Source organism: Tenacibaculum sp. XPcli2-G (genome assembly GCF_024124505.1).
Lineage (GTDB): Bacteria > Bacteroidota > Bacteroidia > Flavobacteriales > Flavobacteriaceae > Polaribacter > Polaribacter mesophilus.
The window spans coordinates 18,553-42,287 of sequence record NZ_JAMXSH010000003.1 but is presented as its reverse complement, the minus strand read 5'-3'; the positions used below and the strand labels follow the sequence as shown (position 1 = coordinate 42,287).

Sequence of the window (23,735 nt, the reverse complement as noted above, 5' to 3'; positions counted from 1 at the left end):
GTGTTAAATACCAACCAGTAAATAATAACGTATAAAATAAATCGTTTATTTTACATAAATAAAGAAATCAACCAATTCCCTAAAATTATGAAACATTCTTTATTACACATAACCAATGGAGACGTTACAACTCAAAGACTTCAAGAACTAAATATTGAAGGTGATATTATTACGTGGCGTGAAATGTTATGTGAAGGAAAAACATCAGTAGACGTAGGTAGTGAAGACTTCTGGAAAACACGTTTTGACTTTTTAAAAACTACTTATAAAATTACTAAGAAGAAGTTTATAGATTATACCCTTAAAGAATACCGAAACCTATGTAATCAAAAACAACAAGATGAGATTGTTTTATGGTTTGAATACGATTTATTTTGTCAAGTAAATATGTTAGCAGTAATAAGCTGGCTAAAAAGATACCGTAAAAATCACAAAATATCTTTAGTTACAAGTGGTAAAATAGATAACTCTAAAAAGTTATATGGTTTAGGAGAATTATCTGACGACCAATTAATAGAACACTTTAATAATAAAATAGAGCTTTCTCAAGATGATATAGAATATGCTGACTATATATGGCAACTATATTGCTCAGATAGTCCCTTACCTCTTGAAAATGCACATAAATTTAATCCAAAATCACCTTTTGTATATCTAGAAAACGCTATAAAAGCACATTTACTTCGCTTTCCTTCAATTGAAAATGGATTAAATTATATAGAAAATAATATTTTAAAGGTTGCTAACGAGCATACATTTGCAAACCAAGATAAACTTCTTAGAAATCTTTTAACTCATCAAGAAAACTATGGGTTTGGTGATATTCAATACGTTAACAAACTTGAAAGCCTTAAAAAGCTATTTACCACTTTTGATCCTGTAAAACTTAGTAAAACAGGTAAGAAAGTATTGCAAAACCAAACAAACTATTATGCTAAAATTCGTTCTGATTTTTCGTATCTTGGTGGCGCAAAAAAATACAGCTATCTCTACGTAAACTCTACTGATAAGCTGTTAAAAATAACATCGTAAATGAGTATACAACATTCTGAGCTCATCTTAAATCCAGATGGTAGTATTTACCATTTGAATTTAAGACCTGAACATATTGCTACCGATATCATTTTTGTTGGAGACCAATATCGTGTCGACAAAGTCACCAAACACTTTGATACTATAGAATTTAGCACACAAAAAAGAGAATTTAAAACCACTACTGGTACCTATAAAGGAAAAAGAATTTCTGTAATTTCTACAGGAATAGGCCCTGATAATATTGATATTGTTTTAAACGAGTTAGACGCCTTAGTTAATATCGACTTAAACTCACGTAAACCTAAAGAAAAACATACACAATTAAACATTACAAGAATTGGAACTTCTGGTTCTTTACATGCTGATATTCCTGTTGACAGCTTTTTATTAAGCTCTCATGGATTGGATTTAAACGGAATGTTACAATCGTATCAAGTGGATGAAATCTCACATCCAGATATAGAAGAAGCTTTCATAAAACATACCAATTGGAGTGCAAAAAAATCATATCCGTTAATCATTTCTAACGGAAAACCCTTAGAAGATAAATTAATATCTAACAAAGTATATAAAGGAATTACAGCTACTGCTGGTGGTTTTTATGGTCCTCAAGGACGTGTTTTACGCTTACCTTTGCAAGACCCCGATTTAAATAAGAAGATTGATAGTTTTAACTATAATAACAATCGAATTACCAACCTTGAAATGGAAACATCAGCCATTTATGGGTTGGCTAAACTACTAGGTCATAATGCAGCATCAATGAATGCTATTATTGCTAACAGAGCCAACGGAACATTTAGTAAAGATCCGTATAAAGTAGTAAATGATTTGATTGCATATACCCTAGATAAATTAGTTGAATAAATGCTGAAATTAAAAATAGGTGGTGTTCCTGAACATTTTAATTACCCATGGTACATTACATTAAAAAATAAAGAATACACCAAAGAAGGAATCAACTTACGCTGGAAAGATTATCCTGGAGGTACTGGAGCTATGACGAAAGCTTTACGCTCTGGTGAAGTTGACATTGCCCTGGTGCTTACTGAAGGAATTATTAAAGATATTATTAATGGAAATCCTTCAAAAATTACACAAACTTTTGTAAAAAGTCCACTTGTTTGGGGAATTCATGTTGCTGCGAACTCAAAATTCAAAACCATTAATGACTTAGAGAATGCTACAGTAGCTATTAGCCGATTTGGTTCAGGTTCTCAACTTATGGCAATTGTAAATGCCCATAACAATGGTTGGGATGTTAATAAACTACAATTTAAAGTAGTTGGAGATTTACAAGGAGGAATAGACGCTTTAACTAATGGAGAAGCCGATTATTTTATGTGGGAGCACTTTACCACAAAACCATTGGTTGATAACGGTACTTTTAGGCGAGTTGGTAACTGCCCTACCCCATGGCCTTGTTTTGTAATTGCTGTTCGTGATGAAATCTTAGAAAATAATTTTGAAGAAGTAAAAAAAGTACACAATATCATTAACGCTTGTACTAAAGACTTTAAAGACTTCGATAATATTGATAAAGTTCTTTCCAATAGGTATGAACAACAAATAGATGATATTCAGGAATGGTTATCTATTACTGAATGGAATGACGGCGAAGCTATTTCCGAAAATTTAATTACGGACATACAAAATAAAATGGTGGAGTTCAACGTTATTGAAAAGAAGGAAAATTCTGGTGACTTAATCAGAAATATGTATATTTGATTTTTATAAAACGGAATAATGATGAAAAAAGTAGTATTTATTGCAATTTGTACTGTTAGTTTATTAGGTTTTTCTTCTTGCGGAAGTACTAGTCCTTGTGGATTAGCAAAAACTAATCAAAACAAACAAAAACAACATCAACAACAAGAGATAGTAGTTGCAGATGCAACTGAAATAGCAATCGCTGAATAAGTTGATGTTTCTTTATTCAAATTCAATAAATCCGCTTTTTTAGGCGGATTTTTTTATTTTGATTTTTCTCATAACAAAAAATCCTTTTCTATTTTAGAAAAGGATTTGAGCTTATCTTATATGTGTTAGTTTTTTACTTTGCTATAATTTCTCCTAACAGAGCACCCTTTTCAAAGGCAAACACCATTACTAATAACAACATAACTGCTACACATGTAATAACGTAATATTTTGTTTCATTCTCTTTTTTCATAATATAATTTAGTTTTAATGATTAATTTTTCTTTTTTAACATTGGCACAAACCTAAAATCACCTAACTCATGCTTTTCAAATTCTTTTGGTGATTTCCTTATAAAAAGTGTCATTACTTGCTCTTGATCCCCCACAGGAATCAACAACCTACCTCCTACTTTAATTTGCGCCAATAATGCTTTAGGCACATACGGTGCTCCAGCTGTAACAATAATTTTGTCAAAAGGAGCTTCTTCTGGTAATCCTTTGTAACCATCACCAAAAATAAACCTTTTTGGCTTATATCCAAGTCTTGGCAAAAACATTGAAGTTTTTTTAAATAACTCATGTTGTCTTTCTATTGAATACACCACAGCATTCAATTCTAATAATACTGCCGTTTGGTATCCAGATCCAGTTCCTATTTCTAATACTTTTTCTTCTGGTTTTACTTCTAATACTTGTGATTGAAACGCTACTGTATAAGGCTGAGAAATTGTTTGTTCAGCAGCAATAGGAAAAGCTTTGTCTTGATACGCATGCGCTTCAAAACTACTATCCATAAACAAATGTCTTGGAATTTTTCTGATAGCTTTTAATACTCTCTCGTCATTAATTCCTTTTGCTTCTAAAACGTTTGCTAATTGATTTCTAAGTCCTTGGTGTTTGGTTGTATCTCTCACTAATTATAAAATTTCAGGAGGATAAAAGTAGTAATAAATCTGTATAAAAGTGTATCTTTGTTTGCGTTGATTTTTTGTAGAAATCATTTCTTTTTCAACAAACCAATCAAATAACTAATAATCTTTCACTTATGTTAAAAGCTGGAGTTTTAGGCGCAGGTCACTTAGGAAAAATCCATTTGCGTTTGTTACAACAATCAGAAAAATATGAATTAGTAGGGTTTTATGACCCTTTTACAGAAAACGCACAAAAAGTAGCTGATGAATTTGGCTATAAATTATTCGATTCAGTAGAAGCATTAATTGATGCTGTTGAAGTAGTCGATATCGTTACTCCAACACTTTCTCATTTTGATTGTGCTAAACAAGCTATTGAGAAAGGAAAACATATTTTTATTGAAAAGCCTATTACAAATACAGTGTTAGAAGCTGAAGCTATAAGAACTTTAGCTAGCCAGCATCATGTTCGTGGTCAAGTTGGACATGTAGAGCGTTTTAATCCTGCTTTTATGGCTGTAAAAGATTTGATTGACACACCAATGTTTATTGAAACACATCGCTTAGCTGAATTTAACCCTAGAGGAACAGATGTGCCTGTAGTTTTAGATTTAATGATTCATGATATTGATATTATTTTATCGGTTGTAAACTCAAAAGTAAAAAGTGTGCATGCAAGTGGTGTATCAGTAATTTCAGAAACTCCTGATATTGCTAATGCTCGTATTGAATTTGAAAATGGTTGTGTTGCGAACCTAACAGCAAGTAGAATTTCGATGAAAAACATGCGTAAGAGCCGTTTTTTCCAAAGAGACGCATACATTTCAGTAAACTTCTTAGAAAAGCAATCAGAAGTTGTTAGAATGAAAGACGTACCAGAAAAACCTGATGAGTTTGCTATGATTTTGCAGAATGCTGAAGGTGTTAAAAAGCAAATTTATTACGATAATCCTGAAGTAGTAGCTAACAACGCTATTTTAGATGAATTAGAATCGTTTGCAGATGCTATTCACAATAATACTACGCCTATTGTTTCGTTACGTCAAGGTACTGAAGCTTTACGTGTAGCACATCAGATTATAGACTGTTTTTAGAATAAAGTAAATAAGTAACAATCGCGTTAGGGATTGCAGTGAAAATCCTTTTTTGTTATTCTGAGTAAAGCGAAGAATACACCAAAAAAGATTGTAGCGGAAAGCCCGCCCCATAGGGGAACGCCCATATAAATACCAAAACACAACAACATGAAAAATATCGCCGTAATTGGAGCAGGAACAATGGGAAATGGAATTGCGCATACGTTTGCTCAATTTGGATACAATGTTCAACTTATCGACATTTCGCAAGCTGCCTTAGATAGAGGTTTAGCAACCATTACTAAAAACTTAGATAGAATGGTAGCGAAAGAAAAAATTACTGAAGACGATAAAAATAATACCTTAAACAATATTACTACCTACACTTCTATTAAAGAAGGGGTGCAAAATACTAGTTTAGTTGTTGAGGCTGCTACTGAAAATATTGACTTAAAACTTAAGATCTTTAAAGATTTAGATGAAGCTTGTGCTGAGGATACTATTTTAGCTACCAACACTTCATCAATCTCAATTACTCAAATTGCAGCAGCTACCAATAGACCTGAAAAAGTAATTGGAATGCACTTTATGAATCCTGTGCCAATTATGAAATTGGTTGAAATTATTAGAGGATACAACACTTCTGATGAAGTAATGGACTTTACAGTTGATTTAACTAAGAAAATAAATAAAGTTCCTGTTGAAGTAAATGATTACCCAGGTTTTGTTGCCAATCGTATTTTAATGCCAATGATTAACGAAAGTATTGAAACGTTATACAACGGTGTTGCTGGTGTTGCTGAAATTGATACCGTAATGAAATTAGGAATGGCACATCCAATGGGACCATTACAATTAGCCGATTTTATTGGGTTAGATGTTTGTTTATCTATCTTAAACGTAATGTATGATGGATTTAAAAACCCTAAGTATGCTCCATGTCCGTTATTAGTAAACATGGTTGCAGCTGGTAAATTAGGGGTGAAATCTGGTGAAGGTTTTTATGATTATTCAGAAAGTAGAAAAGCAGAGAAAGTTGCGAAGATGTTTTCTTAAAAACTAAGAAAATTATAAAACAAAAAGAAGCCTTTTGGGCTTCTTTTTGTTTTATAATTGTAATACTTCACCTTCATTAGGGATTACAATTTTATCTTGAATAGATTTTTCTTGCTCTTTTAAAAATAAGCGAAGCTCCTCTTTCGTTAATCCACAATGGTTTATTGCGTCCATATGAATTGCTATTAAAATAGCCTTCGTATTCTCAACAGCTGTCCTTAGTAATTCTTCTTTACTTAACGTCATATGTTTACCTGATTCTAAAACAGGGTTTGGCTTGCTAAAAGTACACTCCCCTGTATTTGCAATAATATGAGTAGGTTTTTCAATTTTCAAAGCATTCTTTAAAAGACTATCTAAAACGGCGTCTCCTGTAATAAATATTGTATCTTCTTTAAATGTTAAAGAAAAAGAAGATGATTCGCCAAAAGGCATTGCTCCTGTTGCTCCTTCATGATGATGTGCTTCGTAGCGTTTTATCGATACTCCAGACCAATTTACAACCTGCTCTATGCTTTGTAAGTTTGTAAATCCTTTTGATTTTAATTTTTCTACATCAAAAGGTTGGCAAAAAATAAGTATGTTTTTAGGAAGTAATTTTTCAGCATCAGCATCAAAATGATCTGGATGGTAATGCGTTATCAAAACAGCATCGGCTTGTTCTATAATTTTATTTTTAGGTATCGGTAAATCATTCATCGGAATACGTTTGTCATTAGAAAAAGGAATTGGGTCTTGTGTTCCCTTATCTGACAAAACAGGGTCTATTAATATTTTTTTTGAATTCACTTCTAAAAGTACAGTAGCTTGTCGTATATATTGCAATTTTGTTACTGTCTCTTTTATAGCATTATTCGTTGTTTTACATGCGCTAATTACAGTTAAGACTACTATTAGCAGTTGATTTAATTTCTTCATTTTTTTATATGTTTTTCTTATTTAACTACGAAACTAAAGCACTTTTTTACAGGAAACAATACGTTACATTTTTGTACCTTACGCACCTTTTGGTTAGTTTTTTTAGTACCAAAAAGATAGAATTGAAAAAAAATGAAAAAATTTTCACCTGATTATTGCCCTTTAACTTATGCTACAAAAGTTGTATGTGGAAAATGGAAGTTATTCATCATTTCTAGACTTGTTGAAAAACCACTTAGGTATGGACAAATCAAGACTGCATGTGAAACAATCTCAGAAAAGATGTTAACTAGCCAATTAAAAGAGTTAGAAGCTGATGGAATTATTAGCAGAAAAATATATGCTGAAGTTCCACCTAGAGTTGAATATTCTCTTACTCCATTTGGCAATGATTTAGTCAATGCTTTAGCCCCATTACATGCTTGGGGAATTGATTACATGGAGCATAAGAAAATTCCTTTTCCTAAATATAACTGAAAAGATGATTACCCCATCATAGTAAACTAAAGACTAGTTTCCTAAATTATAAGTTTATCTAATAGCTTTTTACGATTATTCTGAAAATAGAAAAGCTGAGAAAGTAGTGAAAATACTTTCAGAAGCTTTTTTTAGCTAATACTTTACCATTGTTTTATTAAACTACCGATTCCTTTTTCAATTCCTCTATAGTAGTTTTCGTTTTTAAACTCAGGAACAATTACACTACCTATTACCTTTTTGCAAATTTCATCGGTAAGCGTTTCTTCTGTTCCTAACCCTGTAGATATTCGTATTTCTCTTTTTAATTTATTGATAACAATTGTTAAGCCATTATTCTTGTCTTTTCTCCCTACTCCCCAATCATTAGCCAACGCTAAAGAATAATCTTCAATATTATCATACGGTTGATAACTACTTACAGTAACAACTGCTATAACATTTGTTGATTCTTTTTCATAATCATCAATTAGTTTTTCCAATTTTTGCTCTTCATCATTTGTGAACATATCTTCATAATCATTCACATAACCTATCGGAGAAGGAAACTTACTCTCTACAACTTCTTTTGACTTATTAAAAAAGACTACTTCCTTTTCATTTTCTGTACTTTTACATGAGAATACTACAATTATTAGAAGTAGTATTACTATAACTTTTTCCTTTTTCATCTCTCTTTATTTAACACGAAGTATCCGCTATGATTTTCCACTCATCTTGTATCTTCTTAAAAATAATCATAAAAACGCCGTTAGCGTCTCCTATTGTTCTTTTTAAATGATATTCCCCCATAACTGAATAAGCTCCTTCAGTAATTTTAGAAATGTCATTAATCTTAAAAGTTAATGTTCCTGAGTGTTTTTTTGTTGGATACCCTTTTTTATAATTATCTAAGGTTTTTTGCCATCCAAAAGTAACTCCATTTCGTCCGTAAAACTTTAATGAATCACTCTTCCAATACCCTTGCATAAAACCTTCTAAATCGTGATTTGACCAAGCTTCTTCTTGTGCCTTCATCACCGATAAAATCTCTTGTTTTTCTGTTTCTTCTGAAACGGTTTTGGCTGCTTCTTGCTTACATGAAGCAAATAATATCACTAAAAAAACAATACTTAAAAACTTTTTCATTTTAAAATAGAGAGTTTATAATATATTTTATAGTCACTCCTTCTGCCTCTGCTTTATAATTCTTCACAATTCTATGTGATAAGATAGGAATTGCTACCGCTTGAACATCTTCAATGTCTGGAGAATATTTTCCATGTACCGCTGCGTGTGCTTTGGCTGCCAAAATTAAGTTTTGTGAAGCTCTTGGTCCTGCTCCCCAATCAATGTACTTTTTAATTAATTCAGTAGCTTTATCTGAATTAGGACGTGTTTTACCCACCAAACCAACAGCATACTCAACTACATTATCTGCTACAGGAATTTTACGTATTAACTTTTGGACTTCAATAATTTCTTCTGAAGAAAAAATAGCGTTGACTGTTTGTTCAGCTATTGATGTCGTATTTTTTACCACTTGTACCTCTTCTTCAAAGCTTGGATACTCTAAGTTAATTGAAAACATAAAACGGTCTAACTGAGCTTCAGGTAACGGATACGTTCCTTCTTGCTCAATAGGGTTTTGTGTAGCTAATACAAAAAATGGTAGCTCTAACTTATAATGATGTCCTGCTACAGTTACCGACTTTTCTTGCATAGCCTCTAGTAAAGCTGCTTGTGTTTTAGGTGGTGTACGGTTTATTTCATCTGCTAAAATAATGTTTGAGAAAATTGGTCCTTTTATAAATTTAAAATGACGTGTTTCGTCTAAAATTTCACTTCCTAAAATATCAGAAGGCATTAAATCTGGAGTAAACTGAATTCTATTAAAATTCAACCCTAATGCGCTAGAAATTGTATTTACTAATAAGGTTTTTGCCAATCCTGGTACTCCAATTAACAACGAATGTCCTCCACAAAAAATTGAAAGTAATGTATAGTTTACAGCTTCTTGCTGACCTATTATAACCTTACCTATTTCTTGTTGTAGTTGACTATATTTTTCTACAAGTGTGTTTACTGCTGTTACGTCAGACATAAATCAAAATTTTTCTTTGTTCAATAAATTTAATTACAAACTTTTATAAAATGAAATTCCCGCTCTCGCGGGAATGACAATATACTAAATTTATTATTTCTTATTTGTTTTCTTTCTTCCAATCTTTCTTGAAAGTACACTTCTTATAATCGTTACTTAATTTTAGGTAAGTTTCTTGGATTTTATCCTTGGTCCATTTTGTAATTTCTTCTTCTTTTTTCTTAGCAAGAGCAAATTCTTGCATTCTTACATAGTCATCTACTAAATCAGCTTTATGTGTATCTGTTTTATCTTTTAATAAAATTACTTTATACATTTTTTCTCCTTCTCGTGTTTCATCATAAAAAATATCAGACAAATCACCTTTTTTCAACTCACTAATTCTTGCGAATAGCTCAGGCGGCATTCTCGTTAACTCAAAAGTTGGTTCTTGAGTATAAGGATTCATTATAATACCTGCACTATTTTTTGTTTCTTCATCCTCAGAATATTTCTTTACAGCTTCTTCAAAAGTTATTTTCTCTTCTTTTATATCAGCTACTATCTTTTCTATTTGTTCTTTAGTTTCATTTAATTTTTCATCAGAAACTTCAGGTTGCATTAAAATATGAGATACTTCTCGTTGATTACCTTTAATTTTATGCAGTTGAAGTATATGGTATCCGAAGGCTGATTTAATAGGCTCTGAGATTTGATTTACATCCAATGAAAATGCTGTTTCTTTAAACTCTTTAATAAATGGACTATCTTTTGTAATTACATATTTCCCACCATTTTGAGCTACTCCTGGATCTTCTGAGTTAATAATTGCTTTCAACTTAAAACTTGCACCGTTTTCTATTTCTTTTTTTATTTCTTTTAATTTGTTTATTACACGCTCTTTCTCTTCTTCTGTTGGTTCTGCTTTAACTACTAATTGTTGCAATTGAACTTCAGCTGGTATTTCAGGAAGCTCTCCCTTATCTTGTAATCCTTTAAAATAGATGCGAATTTCTTCTGGAGTTACGTCAATATTTTCAGTGATCTTTTGCTGTTCTTTTTCTATTAGTAAATTCTCTCTTTGAACTCTACCTAGTTCTTTCTTTAAATCTTCAACATCATTAAAACCATAAGCTTCAACCACTTTTTCTTCACTTCCATATTCTTGTGTAAAAAAAGCAATACTTCTATCTACTCTACTATCAATTTCAGATTGAGATACTGTTACACTATCAATAATTGCATGATGAGCTAATAGTTTTTGTTGCATTAATTCTTCTAACATTTCACAGTCAGATATCTTTACTTTTCCTTCACTTCTTAACTCTACTTCTTGCTTAAACTTATCTATATCAGAATCTAAAACAATGTTTTTACCTACCACCACAGCAACACCATCTACTTTTGTTCCTTGTGCATTAACTGTTGTTAAGCCTGCTAAAAACAACGTAAATACTATACTAATATTCTTTAAAGTTCTTGTTTTCAATTGCATCATTTATCAGCGTTTTTTCAATATCTCGTATTAATTCTAATTTTCTTTTATGTAAAATAATCTGTTTTATTCTAGCGCTTACATAGCTCAGTGGAGCCGTAGCGTTTTGTGGTAACATATTTTTTACAGCGACCAAATATACTCCTAAACTATCTTCTTTTTGTATGAATTTTGATATTTTTAACAAGTTTTCTTTCGTTTCGTTACGAAAAGGCGGAATTTTTTTCTTTAAATATTCAAAAGTTACCCAAGTTGAATCTTGTAATCGATATGATTTAAAATTTAATAAATGTCTTTCTAAATCTTCTTTATCCTCTTCTTTTTCTGACTTAAACTGCTTTATTGTTTCTTTTTTATCCAGATAATCTTTACCAAAATGTACATATTCAAATTGTACAAGTTCTTCACTTACTTTAAAATTCTCTTTATTTTCCTCATAATACAACTCTATTTCTTCCTCAGTAACAACCGTATCTAATTGTTGTTTTATCAAACGTTCTTTATAGCCGTTAATGTATAAACTCTTTTTATAATCGTTAACTAAGTTTTGTATTTCTTCACTGTTTACTTCTGAGATATTCTCTTCTGCTTTAATGTACAATAATTCTTGTTTAGCCCAAGAATTAATCAAACCTTTTACTATAACTAAACTATCTTTGGGTGAAAGATTTTTTGGCAATAAACCAGCAATATCTTTTTTGTATAGATGTTTATTATAAACAGTAGCAATTGGTCTTTCACTCGTAACCCTTTTAGTTTTTAAACTAACAAGATCACATGAAACGATTATAAATAATGTTGTTAAAAAAATATATTTTCTCACTTTGTATTATTGGTTAAACGTATTCTTAAATTTTATTAATCCCCTTTTCTTACTCTAACCATATAGTTGTTTCATAGCTTTTTTATCATTCTTTTCCTTACTAGAAATAATTACTTATCTTTTTTATTGCATCAAGTTCTTTGCCATACTTTTAGCTTAGTAAAAGATTTTTAGCCATAATTTTTCTTTTTTTAAAAGAAAAACTACATCCAAAAATGAAAGTGTAAAACTTTTTTTGTTATAAATTTACAAAGAAATAATACCTTTTATTGCCTCTGCTTTTTTATAATACGAAATAACTTCGTTTGAACTCTTTACTGTAATATGTATTGATACACTTACGTATTTTCCTGTTTTAGATTTTTTTGTATTGATAACTGCTCCAGCATTATTAAATAAGTCTTGTACTTCTTTCTCCTGACTACCGTCAGTAGGAACAATAAATTTATATAAATACTTAGCTGGAAACGTTGTGGTATCTTCTAATTGTGATTTTAATTTTGCGTAAAAAGCTTCTCTATCTTGCATAACTCAGAAATTACTATTTTATAAAAACTCATCAAAAATTTAAAGCATGTAGTGATGATGCACAAAATTACACTATTTATTATATTTATAACTTGAAACTTTTATTTTTGCCCCATGCAACAAAAAATAGTTTTAATAGGTGGTCCTGGTACAGGTAAATCCTCTATTTTAAGAGAATTTATTAGACGTGGATATGAATGTATGCCAGAGATTTCAAGAGAGGTTACACTTAAAGCTCAAAAAGATGGTATTGATCAACTTTTTTTAGAGCAACCTTTATTATTTAGCCAACTATTATTAGAAGGAAGAGAGCAACAGTACTTAGAAGCTCACCAAAGTGATGCTGAGATTATCTTTTTTGATAGAGGGATTCCTGATGTACACGCTTATATGAATTATTTAGGTTCTGACTACCCAGATGTTTTTATTAAAAAAAGCAATAAATATTTATACAATAAAGTATTTATGTGCGCTCCTTGGGAGGCTATTTATAAATCTGACAACGAACGTTATGAAACCTTCGAGCAATCAGTGAAAATAGATACCTTTTTAAAAGAAGCTTACGAGGAAGTAGGCTATAATATTATTGATGTTCCTTTTGGTTCGGTACAAGAGCGCTGTGATTTTATTTTACATTCGTTAAAACACGATGTATGATAAATCGCTACAAATATTAAAACATTATTGGGGCTATACTTCTTTTAGAAAACCTCAACAAGAAATAATTACTGAAGTTTTAACAGGAAACAATGTTGTTGCTTTACTTCCTACAGGAGGTGGAAAGTCTATTTGTTTTCAAGTACCCGCATTGGTTAAGGAAGGAGTTTGTATAGTAGTTTCTCCCTTAGTTGCCTTAATGCAAGATCAAGTTGCTAATCTTATTGATAAAGGCATAAAAGCTACTTTAATATCTTCTGGAAGCTCACAAGACGATATTATTACACTTTTTGATAATATTCGGTTTGGAAATACTAAGTTTTTATACATTTCACCTGAACGGTTGCAATCTCGTTTTATTCAAGAAAAAATAAAGCAACTAAATGTAAACTTAATAGCTATTGATGAAGCACATTGTATATCTGAATGGGGGCACGATTTCCGTCCTTCTTATCAAGAGATTACTGTTTTAAAAGAGTTACTACCAACAATCCCTATAATTGCTTTAACAGCTACGGCAACTCAAAAAGTAATTTCAGATATTGTTTCTTCTCTTGAATTAGAAAAACCTACCGTTTTCAAAAAATCTTTTTTTAGAGAGAATTTAGCCTATCAAATTTTTAAAACTGAAGACAAGCTTGGTAAGCTCAATCAGATTTTTACTAAAACAAAAGCTCCTTCAATTATATATGTAAATACTCGTAGTAAAACGAAAGAAATTAGTAGTTACTTAAATGCTAATGGATTTAAAAGTTCTTTTTACCATGGAGGTCTTTCTCCTGTAGAAAAAAAGTTAGCTTTTGATAATTGGATGACAGAGAAAACTCCAATTATAGTTGCTACCAATGCTTTTGGTATGGGAATAGACAAACCCAACGTTCGAGTTGTTATTCATCTTAACCTACCTTTTTCTATTGAAAACTACATTCAAGAAGCGGGTCGTGGTGGACGTGATGGAGTAAAGTCTTTTTCTGTAGTATTAACTAACGATAGTGATATTTCTTTAAGTAGTGAATTATTTGAAAAATCATTACCAACCATTGATGAAATAAAAACTATTCACCAAAAACTATATCAACATTTTCAAATTGCAAAAGGTGAATTAATCGAAACTGCTTTCGATTTTAATTTTTTAGCTTTTTGTAATAAGTATAATTTCATCCCCAATAAAACATTCAATGCTCTTCAAATACTCAATAATAATGGCATTATTGAATTAAATCATAGCTTCCAACAAAAATCTACAGTTCAGTTTTTAGCCTCAAGCAAACAAGTTATATCACATACAAATCAAAACTCTCAAATTAAAAATTTTGTCCAACAAATTTTACGTATGTATGGTGGCATTTTTGAAAACCTTATAAAAATTGATGAATTTTACATTGCTAAAAAGCTAGGTACTACCTCTTGGTTCGTAATCAATACTTTAGAAAAGTTAGCTCAAAAAGAATTAATAGCTTATACAAAAGCTACTAACAATTCGGAACTTTTCTTTTTACACCCTAGAGAAGATGATAAAACCATCAACCGAATTTCTCTAAACATTAAACAATACATTAAACAGAAAAAACAAAAAAATAGAGACTTACTTCAGTTTGTAGAAAACAATTCGGTTTGTAGAAGCGTACAACTTCTTTCCTATTTTGGTGAACACAGCTCTCAAAGTTGTGGAATCTGTGATGTTTGTTTGCAAAGAAAAAACAAAACTAGTATAAGCCAAAAAGATATTCTTTCTAACTTACAAAAAGAAAAAACCTATACAGTTACTGAAATCTGCTCGCTATTAAATGAAAAAGAAACGAACATTTTAATACTTTTGCGAGAGCTTCTTTCCGAAGAAAAAATACACACAAAAAACAATAAATACTTTTTAAAATAAATGAGAGATTTACGCATCGTTTTTATGGGAACTCCTGATTTTGCTGCTACCATTTTACAGCATTTAGTGGAGAATGATTATAATGTAGTAGGAGTTATTACTGCTCCAGATAAACCTGCTGGTAGAGGTCGTAAGCTTAATCAATCTGCTGTAAAAAAATATGCACTTTCTCAAAACTTGCCTATTCTTCAACCCAAAAACTTAAAGAACGAAGAATTCCAAGAAGATTTAAAAAAGTGGGATGCTAACTTACAAGTAGTTGTTGCTTTTAGAATGTTACCTAAATCCGTTTGGGCACTACCAGAATATGGTACTTTTAATTTACATGCTTCACTATTACCAGAATATCGTGGTGCTGCACCTATTAATTGGGCAATTATAAATGGCGAAACGAAAACAGGTGTTACTACTTTCTTTATTGATGATAAAATTGATACAGGAGAAATCATATTACAAAGTGAGGTAACTATTAAAGAAAATGAAATTGTTGGTAAGTTACACGACAGATTAATGCACTTAGGAGCTAAACTAGTTGCTGAAACTTTAGATTTAATTGCTAAAGGAGATGTTACAACTACTAAACAACCTGAATTAGAAGAAAAGTCTGCTCCAAAATTATATCCTCATAACTGTAAGATAGATTGGTCTAACTCTTTAAATGATATTTATAATCATATTCGCGGATTAAATCCATATCCTGCTGCTTGGACTACTATTGTAAATGGAGATGATGAACTTTCTGCTAAAATATACGGAGTTAGTAAAGATCCTACTTCTCATAATCTTGAGGTTGGTGCTATCGTTACCACTAAAAAGGAGTTAAAAATTGCTGTTACAGATGGTTACTTAAATATTTATCAAATTAAAATTTCTGGTAAAAAGTTAATGGATGTTCAGAGTTTATTAAACGGTTTTCAATTCGAAAAAGACGCAAAAGTTCTCTAGCCCTTTATCCATGGGGTTTTAGCGTTTTTAACAAAAAAAGATGAGTGGTTATTAACAATTTAAGGTAACTTATTAACAAAAGAGTATTTTTTTCAAGTCAAATCTTGCACAATCTCGCGTTCCGTCTATATTTGTTGAGCTATTGAAGCAAAAAAATATTAATTAATTTTAAAATCTATTTAAATTATGAACAAATCAGATTTAATCGATGCGATGGCTGCTGATGCAGGAATTTCTAAAGCTGCCGCTAAAGCTGCATTAGATTCTTTAACTACTAACGTAACTAATACTTTAAAGAAAGGTGATAAAGTTGCTTTAGTTGGATGGGGAACTTGGTCTGTTTCTAAGAGAGCTGCTAGAACTGGTAGAAACCCTCAAACAGGAAAAGAAATAAAAATTGCTGCTAAAAACGTAGTTAAATTTAAAGCTGGTGCTGGTTTAAGTGACTCAGTAAACTAATATCCTCTTTTAAGAAAATATACTAACAGTATTTAGGCAACTAAATACTGTTTTTTTTTAAGTGTCACAAAAACCAAAAGTTAGTTGTCTTTTATATAGAACTTAAAAAACCATTAAAAATGAAAATTATAGTTACTATTACAGGACTTTTACTTTGCTTTTCAACTGCTTTTGCTCAAAAAGTTATAAATGCATCTGATATTATGAGAGATGTTAAAAACGGAAAAGCAATAGAAATTTCTAACACTACTATTAAAGGTACATTAGACTTTACTTTTATGAATGAAGCGTTACCTAAATTACCTAAAAGAAAAAGTTGGTGGAATAATGGAGGATCTAACACCGTTGAAAAACAAATTACAAATAAAGTTTCTTTTGTAAATTGTGTTTTTGATGATGATGTTTTAGCCTACATTCCTCATGAGAAAAGTGGATATACTTTTGTTGCTAATTTTGAAGATATTGTTGTATTTAAAGATTGTACTTTTGAACAAAAAGCGATGTTTAAATATTCAGATTTTGAGAGAAACACAAACTTTTCTAACACTAAATTTAAAGGTGACTCAACATTTAAGTACGCAAAATTTGATAGAGATATTACTTTCGAAAACACCTCTTTTGAGGAACCAGCTACATTTAAGTATGCAGATTTTAACCGTTTTGTAAGCTTTAAAAACTCTGTTTTCAATGAAAGTGCTATTTTTAAATATACCGAATTTAAAGATGGTGTATCATTTAGAAATGTAAAGTTTGAAGAAGACTTAAATATTAAATACACAAAAGTATCAGGAGAGTTTGATATTACTGGAATGGAAGTAGCTTTTGATATAGACTCTAAATACACTAAAATAAACGGAAAAAGTTTTAATAAGTATTTAATGAAAAGATAAGGTTTATACTCTCCTCTCATAATAAAAGGAGTTAAAATATACTTACGCTAAAAACAAAAACTCCGCCTTTCAGCGGAGTTTTTATTTTTATTCTTCTTCATCGTTAAATGAAGAATTCTTCTTTGCTTTTTTACTACCTTCATACAGTTCATACTTTACAAAACGGCAATCTAAATCTGCATTTTTAAGCGGTATTCTTTTCGACGTTCGTAACCCTACAAACTTTAGCGCTTGAATATCCGACGTAATTAACCACGCAGTTGAATTTGGATAGTTATTCTTTAAGGTGTCTCCTATTTTTCTGTAAAATTCTTCTACATCAATATTTAAACGCTCTCCATAAGGCGGATTGAACAAAATTGTAGTTTTACCAAATACTTCTTTCTTAGAATTGAAAAAGTTTACGTGATGTACTCCTATAAACTCATCCAAATTAGCATTGATAATATTTTGCTGCGCTTTTCTAACTGCAGATGGAGCCTTATCAAATCCCATAATTTTAAAATGAGAACTTCGTATTTTCTTTAATAACGAATCTTGAATAACAAAGTATAAATCTTCATCATAATCCTTCCAGTTTTCAAAAGCAAAATGCTTTCGGTTGATATTTGCAGGTATTTGATTCGCAATCATTGCAGCTTCAATCAAAATAGTTCCTGAACCACACATCGGGTCGATAAAATTCTCTTCCCCTTTATATCCTGAAAGTAAAATTAATCCTGCTGCCAATACCTCATTAATCGGAGCAATATTCGTAGCACTTCGGTATCCACGTTTGTGTAACGACTCACCTGAAGAATCCAACGAAATAGTTAGCCATTCTTTATGAATGTGCACGTGAACTTTTACATCTGGGTATTTTAAATCTACATTCGGACGCTTTTTATACTTATGCATAAAATAATCGGCAATAGCATCCTTCGATTTTAAGCTAATATAATGTGAATTTGAAGTAAAGTTCTTTGAATTTACTACCGAACCTATCGCAAACGTTCCATCAACATCCAAAAAACGTTCCCATTTTACACGTTGAATTGCTTCGTATAAATCTTCTTCATCAAAAATTTTACTGCGTTTAATTGGTTTTAAAATACGAATAGCAGTACGTAAAGCTATATTTGCTTTGTACATAAAACCTTTATCACCTCTAAAAGTAACACTCCTTACTCCTTCTTTCACTTCCATTGCTCCTAGTTGACGTAACTCATCTGCCAAAACACCTTCTAAACCTGCCATGGTTATGGCGGTCATTTTAAAATCTTTTTCCATGTAACTGTAAAATTTCATTGCAAAAGTACAGCTAATTTTGGGTTGTTATGAATCTTTTCTACTTTGAATGTAAAAAACGTAAGTTTTGCGTATTTTTGCAGACCTTTATAATTATGAATACAACAGATTGGTTTACTTCGTGGTTTAACACACCATACTATCATATTTTATACAAGCATAGAAACGATGCCGATGCACAGTTTTTTATGCGTAATATCACTTCTTTCTTACAACTACCTAAGTTAAGTCGTATTGCTGATTTACCCTGTGGAAAAGGACGTCATGCAGTATACTTAAACTCGTTAGGATATGACGTTGTGGGTGGTGATTTAAGTAAAAATAGTATTAAACATGCCAAACAGTTTGAGAATGACACGCTTCATTTTGAAGTTTGGGATATGCGAGAGCCTATTGAAAGTAAATATGATGCTATATTTAATCTCTTTACTAGTTTTGGTTATTTTGAAGATGATAACGAAGACATTGCTGTTTTAAAAAGTATTAAAAACGGATTAAAAGAAAACGGTGTATTTGTCTTGGACTTCTTAAATGTTGAAAAAGTAAAAAATACACTTATAAAAGAAGAAATAAAAACTATTGATGGTATTGAGTTTAATATTAAAAAAGAAATTAAAGACGGATTTATATTAAAACATATTTCTTTTACAGCTGAAGGAAAATCACACTCGTATACAGAGCGTGTAAAATTTTTAACTTTAGAAAAACTACAATCATATTTTAGTAGTGTCAATTTACAAATAACACATGTTTTTGGCGATTACAGTCTTAATGAGTTTAATTCACAATCTTCTGATCGCTTAATTATTGTTGCTAAATGAGTTACTTTTTACTAATTGTCTCTGTTTTAGTAGGTGTTTTATTCGTTTTTACACTAAAACCTAGTAATACCTTCGTTCGCTTATTATTAGCATTTAGTGGCGCTTATTTACTTTCAGTAACTATCTTACATTTATTGCCAGAAGTATATCTCTACACTAATAACACAAGATTAGTTGGTATTTTAATTTTAGTGGGAATCATCATTCAATCGGTATTAGAGTCTTTTTCTAAAGGTGCTGAACACGGACATATACATTTACATTCTGACTCGTCTAAGTTTCCTTGGTTATTATTTATTAGTTTGTGTGTACACGCTTTTTCAGAAGGATTACCTATTCATCATGCAGATGACAACTTATTATGGGCTATTGTTGTACACAAAATTCCTATTGCAATAGTTTTAACTACCTTCTTATTACATGCTAAGTATTCTAAAAAAACAGTCTTTTTATTTTTAACCTTATTTGCATTAATGAGTCCCTTAGGTATTTTAGTATCTAACAACGTTCTTTTAGTAAAACAATACCATACAGAAATTACAGCTTTAATAGTTGGAGTGTTTTTACATATTTCAACCATCATTCTTTTTGAAAGCACGGAAAACCATAAATTCAACTACCAAAAGTTTGCTGCTATTATTTTAGGAATATTGTTAACTATCTTCTCTATGCACCAACCCCATTGAGAAAGCAGGTAAACAAACTGCTAAATACTCACAGGGTTCTGTAAATGGGTTAGAATATTGAACACGTGTCTTTTTTTCAATTTTAATCGATTGTCCTGCTTCTAACACCACAATTTCACCATCAATATTGAATTGCTTTTTTCCTTTGATTATATAAGTATATTCTTCAAATTCTGGTGCTTGAAAAGGCTCACTCCAGCCTGGAGGTGCTATCATGTGTGCTATACTTACTTTTGAATTTCCATCAGTAGCATTTCCAAAATGCTCTTCAATTAATTTTCCATCAGTCGTTGGTACTACAAACGGGCTTTTTTGAATCTTATATTTTTTACTCATAATGTATTTTTTACCTATTCCTTTTCAGCTTCCCAAATTGGAGCAAGATTTCTTTTAGCGTCTTTAAACTTATCAGGCATGTTTTTAAAAGGAGTAACAACAAAAGTAAAGCTGTCGTCTGCACTAAATCGCCAATAATTTCCTTTTAATGCTCCATCTTCTGTTTCAACATTCCAATCAGGGATATTAATTAAAGAGAATTCTTTAGCTTCTTTATTAAAATCTAAAGCAAAATCTCTTAATACATTTTCAGAAGGATACTTCAGTATAATTTTTGCGTTTAAATCCCCTTTATCAGTAACATAAAAAGTACATGATTTTGATGGATAGGTTTCTATTTCTTTTCTCCAATTTCTTGCTATCACCTTTTCTAGCTCTGTACTAACTTGCATACTATCTGCTTCATTCGCTATAAGTGCAAATATGTTTTCTTGAACTATGGTTATTGTTTGCTTATTTGGGTTTATGGTAACGGTTGTTTTCTCCGCTCCTATCCTACTGTTTTCTCCAAAGAAAACTCCCAATACAAAAAATGCTATTTTTATTACTTCCATCTTTTAAAAATTACATAGCTGTTATTAATTAAAAAGCCGAAACATATGTTTCGGCTTCAAATATTTTAGTTAAACCAAATAGTAAATGATTTAATTTTGGCTAAATCTGGAATTTGTTCTTTGGTTACTTTTTGAGTACTAAATTCTTTTAAACCTAAATCTTCATTATCAATCGTTATTGTTGCGTTTAAATCATCAATAAATAAGGTTGCTGATGAAAATGATGACTCTACTTTACTTACCTTAGTATTTGCATTAATTTCTTGAAAAGTAGATTTTATATTTACTCCTGATTTTGTTTTAAAACGATCATCAAAAATCTCAATACTCTTAATTGTTGACGTAGAGTCTAATTGTTCTTTTGGAGTAATTGTTAGTAAATGCTTTCCTCCTTTTTCATATACTAAATACTTATCATCTTCTTGAAAAAGATTATTTCCTTTAGCCCCTTCACTTAATACTTTAACTACTGAGTCTTGCTTAAATACGTTTTCTATTTCGTTAACAGTTGTTTTCGTTGTTAACTTTCCTACTTTTCCTTTAGCAATATCAAATTTGCTATTACCACACTGGATAAATAGTACTGATATTACTGCGATAACTAAAGGTTTCATAAATGTTCTCATTTGTCTTCTTTTATATTTAAAACGTCTATTTCTTGTATTTCTTATTTTATTACTTTTTTCAAAATTCCAAAGGCTGCTCTTATAAAGGTAGCACTGGTTAATACCTTTACTATTGGGTTCATACGTGTGCTTCTACTACGTGTTGAAGATTTTCTTCTTGTTTTTTCTTCCTCCTCTTTGCGTGCTTCTTCAGTTTTTTCTTTGTTGACTTTTTCTATCTTCTCGTTTAGCATTTCGTAAGCACTCTCCCTATCAATAGTATCGTTGTATTTCGGGATTAATCTTGAATTATCTAAAACTTGTTTAATTTCCTTATCTGTTAATACATCCATTCTACTCATAGGTGCACGTAACATGGTTCGTGCCAATGGTGTTGGAATTCCTTTTTCATTTAATACAGAAATCAACGCCTCTCCTATTCCCAACTGTGTTAATACCTCTTTAGTATCGTAATATTCAGAATCTGGATAGTTTTCTGCAGCTAATTTAATTGCTTTTCTATCTTTTGCTGTAAAGGCACGTAAGGCATGTTGAATCTTCATTCCTAACTGTGCTAATACGTCTTCTGGAACATCTTTTGGATTTTGTGTTACGAAGTATAATCCTATTCCTTTAGATCGAATTAATTTTACGATGCTTTCTATTTGACTCAACAACGCTTTTGAAGCTTCATCAAATACTAAATGGGCTTCATCTATAAAAATCACCAATTCTGGTCGACCACTATCTCCTTGTTCTGGAAAAGTTTCATATACCTCAGCTAGTAACTGTAGCATAAAGGTTGAAAACAGTTTTGGTCTATCTTGAATATCTGTTAAACGTAGTACAGAAATAACACCACGTCCGTTTTCATCAATACGAGTTAAATCGTCAACATCAAATGATTTTTCTCCGAAGAATAAATCACCTCCTTGTTGCTCAATTTCAACAATTTTTCTAAGAATAGCCCCAGTACTTGCGGTAGAAATTCGTCCGTATTCTTTTTTAATCTCTTCTTTTCCTTCATTGGTTATGTATTGAAGGATTTTCTTGAAATCTTTTAAGTCTAATAACGGTAATTGGTTATCATCACAATATTTAAAAATAATCGCTACAATTCCAGATTGTGTCTCCGTCAAATCTAAAATACGTGATAATAAAACAGGTCCAAATTCAGAAACTGTAGCACGTAAACGAACTCCATTTTGTTCTGAAATAGATAAAATTTCTATTGGAAATTTTGTTGGAGTAAATGGTATTCCGATTTTTTCGTGGCGTTCATCAATCTTAGCATGCCCAGGACTTGGTTGTGCTAATCCACTTAAGTCTCCTTTTACATCCATTAACAATACAGGTATTCCTTTTTCTGACATGTTTTCTGCCAGCACTTGCAAGGTTTTTGTTTTTCCTGTTCCTGTTGCTCCAGCTATTAATCCGTGACGATTTAATGTTTTTAAAGGAATATTTACATGAGCGTTTGTTACAGTTTCTTCTCCTAACATTCCTGCTCCTAGCGTAATAAACTCTCCTTTTGTTGTATAGCCTTCTTTGATGTAATTGAAAAACTCTTCGGTTTTACTCATTATTTATGACCTTTTTTGTGATAAAAACACGTAAAAGTAACAAAAATCATTCATTAATTTTTAATGTTGCCTATCTTTGCACCCTTATGTTGAAAAAAGAAGTACAAGAGTTAATTAATACAGGAGAAATGCTTCCGTTAATGGAAGAGTTTTACACGATTCAGGGAGAAGGAGCACACACTGGTACTGCTGCTTATTTTATTCGTATTGGCGGTTGCGATGTAGGTTGCCATTGGTGTGATGTAAAAGAAAGCTGGGATGCTAATTTACATCCGCCTACAAAAACGGATATTATTGTTGAAAATGCAAAGAAATATGCCGAAACTGTGGTAATTACAGGTGGAGAGCCTTTAATGTGGAGTTTAGACTATATTACAGGGCAACTTCAAGAAAAAGGTATTAAAACACATATTGAAACTTCTGGAGCGTATGACTTTTCTGGGGTTTGGGATTGGTTTTGTTTATCGCCTAAAAAAACAAAATTACCTTTAGAACGTGCTTATCAAGAAGCAGATGAGTTGAAAATGATTATTCATAATAAAAATGATTTTCAGTTTGCTGAGGAACAGGCTGCTAAAGTTGGTAAAAAATGTAAATTATTTTTACAACCTGAATGGAGTAAAAAGGAAAAAATGACTCCTCTAATTATTGATTATGTGATGGAGCATCCTCAATGGAAAATTTCCTTACAAACACACAAGTATTTAAATATACCATAAACAAAAAAAGC

28 protein-coding genes are annotated in these 23,735 nt (G+C 31.1%); 15 read left to right on the top strand and 13 right to left on the bottom strand.

Annotated elements, in window-relative coordinates; translation table 11 throughout:
* Window positions 1-87 precede the first annotated feature (87 nt).
* From NH341_RS07995 to NH341_RS07980, 4 genes are read left to right on the top strand one after another with little or no spacing between them, the layout of a single operon-like run.
* A complete protein-coding gene (locus tag NH341_RS07995; RefSeq protein WP_253056330.1) occupies window positions 88-1,032 on the top strand; it encodes a DUF1835 domain-containing protein in 945 nt (314 codons plus the stop codon).
* Entirely contained in the window at window positions 1,033-1,902 is an 870-nt protein-coding gene (locus NH341_RS07990) for a nucleoside phosphorylase (RefSeq protein WP_239180551.1), read from the top strand. It abuts the gene before it with no gap.
* On the top strand, window positions 1,903-2,763 hold the full coding sequence (locus NH341_RS07985; RefSeq protein WP_167713678.1) for a substrate-binding domain-containing protein: 861 nt from the start codon (window positions 1,903-1,905) through the stop codon (window positions 2,761-2,763). It begins immediately after the preceding gene.
* Window positions 2,764-2,781: 18 nt separating this feature from the next.
* Window positions 2,782-2,955 carry a hypothetical protein gene (locus NH341_RS07980; protein ID WP_156167015.1) on the top strand — a complete coding sequence of 58 codons (174 nt, stop codon included), beginning with the start codon at window positions 2,782-2,784 and terminating at the stop codon, window positions 2,953-2,955.
* 274 nt (window positions 2,956-3,229) lie between these two features.
* Here NH341_RS07980 and NH341_RS07975 read toward each other — a convergent pair whose 3' ends face one another.
* On the bottom strand, window positions 3,230-3,871 hold the full coding sequence (locus NH341_RS07975) for a protein-L-isoaspartate(D-aspartate) O-methyltransferase (protein WP_253056328.1): 642 nt from the start codon (window positions 3,869-3,871) through the stop codon (window positions 3,230-3,232).
* 131 nt (window positions 3,872-4,002) lie between these two features.
* Between NH341_RS07975 and NH341_RS07970 the strand changes: the two genes are divergently transcribed.
* Both NH341_RS07970 and NH341_RS07965 read left to right on the top strand, forming a co-directional pair.
* Window positions 4,003-4,962 carry a Gfo/Idh/MocA family protein gene (locus NH341_RS07970; protein WP_159611666.1) on the top strand — a complete coding sequence of 320 codons (960 nt, stop codon included), beginning with the start codon at window positions 4,003-4,005 and terminating at the stop codon, window positions 4,960-4,962.
* A 150-nt stretch (window positions 4,963-5,112) separates the two neighbouring features.
* Window positions 5,113-6,000 (top strand): 3-hydroxybutyryl-CoA dehydrogenase, encoded by an 888-nt coding sequence (locus NH341_RS07965; protein ID WP_047789019.1) that lies wholly within the window; start codon window positions 5,113-5,115, stop codon window positions 5,998-6,000.
* 51 nt (window positions 6,001-6,051) lie between these two features.
* On the opposite strand, the gene NH341_RS07960 is transcribed toward NH341_RS07965, so the two are convergent.
* The gene (locus NH341_RS07960; RefSeq protein ID WP_159611668.1) at window positions 6,052-6,918 is read right to left on the bottom strand and encodes an MBL fold metallo-hydrolase; all 867 of its coding nucleotides are present in this window, start codon (window positions 6,916-6,918) and stop codon (window positions 6,052-6,054) included.
* Window positions 6,919-7,050: 132 nt separating this feature from the next.
* On the opposite strand from NH341_RS07960, the gene NH341_RS07955 reads away from it, so the two are divergent.
* Entirely contained in the window at window positions 7,051-7,395 is a 345-nt protein-coding gene (locus tag NH341_RS07955; protein ID WP_159611670.1) for a helix-turn-helix domain-containing protein, read from the top strand.
* Window positions 7,396-7,538: 143 nt separating this feature from the next.
* Here the strand turns inward: NH341_RS07955 and NH341_RS07950 are convergent, their stop codons facing one another.
* The 6 genes from NH341_RS07950 to NH341_RS07925 form a co-directional block, all read right to left on the bottom strand.
* The gene (locus NH341_RS07950; RefSeq protein WP_159611672.1) at window positions 7,539-8,066 is read right to left on the bottom strand and encodes a YgcG family protein; all 528 of its coding nucleotides are present in this window, start codon (window positions 8,064-8,066) and stop codon (window positions 7,539-7,541) included.
* Between the two features lie 10 nt (window positions 8,067-8,076).
* On the bottom strand, window positions 8,077-8,523 hold the full coding sequence (locus tag NH341_RS07945; RefSeq protein ID WP_253056326.1) for a DUF4440 domain-containing protein: 447 nt from the start codon (window positions 8,521-8,523) through the stop codon (window positions 8,077-8,079).
* Between the two features lies 1 nt (window position 8,524).
* Window positions 8,525-9,478 (bottom strand): MoxR family ATPase, encoded by a 954-nt coding sequence (locus NH341_RS07940; protein ID WP_073183653.1) that lies wholly within the window; start codon window positions 9,476-9,478, stop codon window positions 8,525-8,527.
* Between the two features lie 100 nt (window positions 9,479-9,578).
* Window positions 9,579-10,955, bottom strand: a complete 1,377-nt coding sequence (locus NH341_RS07935; RefSeq protein ID WP_239180557.1) for a peptidylprolyl isomerase — start codon at window positions 10,953-10,955, stop codon at window positions 9,579-9,581.
* Window positions 10,918-11,775, bottom strand: coding sequence for a hypothetical protein (locus NH341_RS07930; RefSeq protein WP_047789025.1), 858 nt, complete (start codon window positions 11,773-11,775; stop codon window positions 10,918-10,920). Before NH341_RS07930 ends, NH341_RS07935 begins: the two co-directional genes overlap by 38 nt.
* 246 nt (window positions 11,776-12,021) lie before the next feature.
* On the bottom strand, window positions 12,022-12,303 hold the full coding sequence (locus NH341_RS07925; RefSeq protein WP_047789026.1) for a DUF493 family protein: 282 nt from the start codon (window positions 12,301-12,303) through the stop codon (window positions 12,022-12,024).
* Between the two features lie 114 nt (window positions 12,304-12,417).
* Here NH341_RS07925 and NH341_RS07920 point away from each other — a divergent pair, with 114 nt between their 5' ends.
* The 5 genes from NH341_RS07920 (at window position 12,418) to NH341_RS07900 (ending at window position 17,133) form a co-directional block, all read left to right on the top strand.
* The gene (locus tag NH341_RS07920; protein ID WP_047789027.1) at window positions 12,418-12,960 is read left to right on the top strand and encodes an AAA family ATPase; all 543 of its coding nucleotides are present in this window, start codon (window positions 12,418-12,420) and stop codon (window positions 12,958-12,960) included.
* On the top strand, window positions 12,953-14,839 hold the full coding sequence (locus NH341_RS07915; protein WP_253056324.1) for an ATP-dependent DNA helicase RecQ: 1,887 nt from the start codon (window positions 12,953-12,955) through the stop codon (window positions 14,837-14,839). The genes NH341_RS07920 and NH341_RS07915 overlap by 8 nt, the downstream gene beginning before the upstream one ends.
* The gene (gene fmt, locus NH341_RS07910) at window positions 14,840-15,784 is read left to right on the top strand and encodes a methionyl-tRNA formyltransferase (protein ID WP_201284799.1); all 945 of its coding nucleotides are present in this window, start codon (window positions 14,840-14,842) and stop codon (window positions 15,782-15,784) included.
* 186 nt (window positions 15,785-15,970) lie between these two features.
* Window positions 15,971-16,243, top strand: coding sequence for an HU family DNA-binding protein (locus NH341_RS07905; RefSeq protein WP_047789030.1), 273 nt, complete (start codon window positions 15,971-15,973; stop codon window positions 16,241-16,243).
* A 119-nt stretch (window positions 16,244-16,362) separates the two neighbouring features.
* Entirely contained in the window at window positions 16,363-17,133 is a 771-nt protein-coding gene (locus NH341_RS07900) for a pentapeptide repeat-containing protein (RefSeq protein WP_047789031.1), read from the top strand.
* Between the two features lie 87 nt (window positions 17,134-17,220).
* Here the strand turns inward: NH341_RS07900 and NH341_RS07895 are convergent, their stop codons facing one another.
* On the bottom strand, window positions 17,221-18,402 hold the full coding sequence (locus NH341_RS07895; protein ID WP_047790156.1) for a class I SAM-dependent RNA methyltransferase: 1,182 nt from the start codon (window positions 18,400-18,402) through the stop codon (window positions 17,221-17,223).
* A gap of 113 nt (window positions 18,403-18,515) precedes the next feature.
* Between NH341_RS07895 and NH341_RS07890 the strand changes: the two genes are divergently transcribed.
* Entirely contained in the window at window positions 18,516-19,241 is a 726-nt protein-coding gene (locus NH341_RS07890) for a bifunctional 2-polyprenyl-6-hydroxyphenol methylase/3-demethylubiquinol 3-O-methyltransferase UbiG (protein ID WP_239180565.1), read from the top strand.
* Window positions 19,238-19,927, top strand: a complete 690-nt coding sequence (locus NH341_RS07885; protein WP_173360054.1) for a ZIP family metal transporter — start codon at window positions 19,238-19,240, stop codon at window positions 19,925-19,927. Before NH341_RS07890 ends, NH341_RS07885 begins: the two co-directional genes overlap by 4 nt.
* On the opposite strand, the gene NH341_RS07880 is transcribed toward NH341_RS07885, so the two are convergent.
* From NH341_RS07880 to NH341_RS07865, 4 genes are all read right to left on the bottom strand, one after another.
* Window positions 19,895-20,263 carry a cupin domain-containing protein gene (locus NH341_RS07880; RefSeq protein ID WP_159611680.1) on the bottom strand — a complete coding sequence of 123 codons (369 nt, stop codon included), beginning with the start codon at window positions 20,261-20,263 and terminating at the stop codon, window positions 19,895-19,897. The genes NH341_RS07885 and NH341_RS07880 overlap by 33 nt on opposite strands.
* Before the next feature lie 14 nt (window positions 20,264-20,277).
* Window positions 20,278-20,817: a hypothetical protein gene (locus NH341_RS07875; protein ID WP_253056322.1), complete on the bottom strand. Its 540-nt coding sequence runs from the start codon at window positions 20,815-20,817 to the stop codon at window positions 20,278-20,280.
* 65 nt (window positions 20,818-20,882) lie between these two features.
* Window positions 20,883-21,443 (bottom strand): hypothetical protein, encoded by a 561-nt coding sequence (locus NH341_RS07870; protein WP_047789409.1) that lies wholly within the window; start codon window positions 21,441-21,443, stop codon window positions 20,883-20,885.
* A 41-nt stretch (window positions 21,444-21,484) separates the two neighbouring features.
* Window positions 21,485-23,005 carry a helicase HerA-like domain-containing protein gene (locus NH341_RS07865; RefSeq protein WP_253056320.1) on the bottom strand — a complete coding sequence of 507 codons (1,521 nt, stop codon included), beginning with the start codon at window positions 23,003-23,005 and terminating at the stop codon, window positions 21,485-21,487.
* A gap of 86 nt (window positions 23,006-23,091) precedes the next feature.
* Between NH341_RS07865 and NH341_RS07860 the strand changes: the two genes are divergently transcribed.
* The gene (locus NH341_RS07860) at window positions 23,092-23,724 is read left to right on the top strand and encodes a 7-carboxy-7-deazaguanine synthase QueE (protein ID WP_167713981.1); all 633 of its coding nucleotides are present in this window, start codon (window positions 23,092-23,094) and stop codon (window positions 23,722-23,724) included.
* Window positions 23,725-23,735: the final 11 nt, after the last annotated feature.

Bases quoted from the DNA above. Each gene is read 5' to 3' on its own strand.
- NH341_RS07995 (WP_253056330.1), top strand. From the start codon at position 88: ATGAAACATTCTTTATTACACATAACCAATGGAGACGTTACAACTCAA.
- NH341_RS07990 (WP_239180551.1), top strand. From the start codon at position 1,033: ATGAGTATACAACATTCTGAGCTCATCTTAAATCCAGATGGTAGTATT.
- NH341_RS07985 (WP_167713678.1), top strand. From the start codon at position 1,903: ATGCTGAAATTAAAAATAGGTGGTGTTCCTGAACATTTTAATTACCCA.
- NH341_RS07980 (WP_156167015.1), top strand. From the start codon at position 2,782: ATGATGAAAAAAGTAGTATTTATTGCAATTTGTACTGTTAGTTTATTA.
- NH341_RS07970 (WP_159611666.1), top strand. From the start codon at position 4,003: ATGTTAAAAGCTGGAGTTTTAGGCGCAGGTCACTTAGGAAAAATCCAT.
- NH341_RS07965 (WP_047789019.1), top strand. From the start codon at position 5,113: ATGAAAAATATCGCCGTAATTGGAGCAGGAACAATGGGAAATGGAATT.
- NH341_RS07960 (WP_159611668.1), bottom strand. From the start codon at position 6,918: ATGAAGAAATTAAATCAACTGCTAATAGTAGTCTTAACTGTAATTAGC.
- NH341_RS07955 (WP_159611670.1), top strand. From the start codon at position 7,051: ATGAAAAAATTTTCACCTGATTATTGCCCTTTAACTTATGCTACAAAA.
- NH341_RS07950 (WP_159611672.1), bottom strand. From the start codon at position 8,066: ATGAAAAAGGAAAAAGTTATAGTAATACTACTTCTAATAATTGTAGTA.
- NH341_RS07945 (WP_253056326.1), bottom strand. From the start codon at position 8,523: ATGAAAAAGTTTTTAAGTATTGTTTTTTTAGTGATATTATTTGCTTCA.
- NH341_RS07940 (WP_073183653.1), bottom strand. From the start codon at position 9,478: ATGTCTGACGTAACAGCAGTAAACACACTTGTAGAAAAATATAGTCAA.
- NH341_RS07935 (WP_239180557.1), bottom strand. From the start codon at position 10,955: ATGATGCAATTGAAAACAAGAACTTTAAAGAATATTAGTATAGTATTT.
- NH341_RS07925 (WP_047789026.1), bottom strand. From the start codon at position 12,303: ATGCAAGATAGAGAAGCTTTTTACGCAAAATTAAAATCACAATTAGAA.
- NH341_RS07920 (WP_047789027.1), top strand. From the start codon at position 12,418: ATGCAACAAAAAATAGTTTTAATAGGTGGTCCTGGTACAGGTAAATCC.
- NH341_RS07915 (WP_253056324.1), top strand. From the start codon at position 12,953: ATGTATGATAAATCGCTACAAATATTAAAACATTATTGGGGCTATACT.
- fmt (WP_201284799.1), top strand. From the start codon at position 14,840: ATGAGAGATTTACGCATCGTTTTTATGGGAACTCCTGATTTTGCTGCT.
- NH341_RS07905 (WP_047789030.1), top strand. From the start codon at position 15,971: ATGAACAAATCAGATTTAATCGATGCGATGGCTGCTGATGCAGGAATT.
- NH341_RS07900 (WP_047789031.1), top strand. From the start codon at position 16,363: ATGAAAATTATAGTTACTATTACAGGACTTTTACTTTGCTTTTCAACT.
- NH341_RS07895 (WP_047790156.1), bottom strand. From the start codon at position 18,402: ATGGAAAAAGATTTTAAAATGACCGCCATAACCATGGCAGGTTTAGAA.
- NH341_RS07890 (WP_239180565.1), top strand. From the start codon at position 18,516: ATGAATACAACAGATTGGTTTACTTCGTGGTTTAACACACCATACTAT.
- NH341_RS07885 (WP_173360054.1), top strand. From the start codon at position 19,238: ATGAGTTACTTTTTACTAATTGTCTCTGTTTTAGTAGGTGTTTTATTC.
- NH341_RS07880 (WP_159611680.1), bottom strand. From the start codon at position 20,263: ATGAGTAAAAAATATAAGATTCAAAAAAGCCCGTTTGTAGTACCAACG.
- NH341_RS07875 (WP_253056322.1), bottom strand. From the start codon at position 20,817: ATGGAAGTAATAAAAATAGCATTTTTTGTATTGGGAGTTTTCTTTGGA.
- NH341_RS07870 (WP_047789409.1), bottom strand. From the start codon at position 21,443: ATGAGAACATTTATGAAACCTTTAGTTATCGCAGTAATATCAGTACTA.
- NH341_RS07865 (WP_253056320.1), bottom strand. From the start codon at position 23,005: ATGAGTAAAACCGAAGAGTTTTTCAATTACATCAAAGAAGGCTATACA.
- NH341_RS07860 (WP_167713981.1), top strand. From the start codon at position 23,092: ATGTTGAAAAAAGAAGTACAAGAGTTAATTAATACAGGAGAAATGCTT.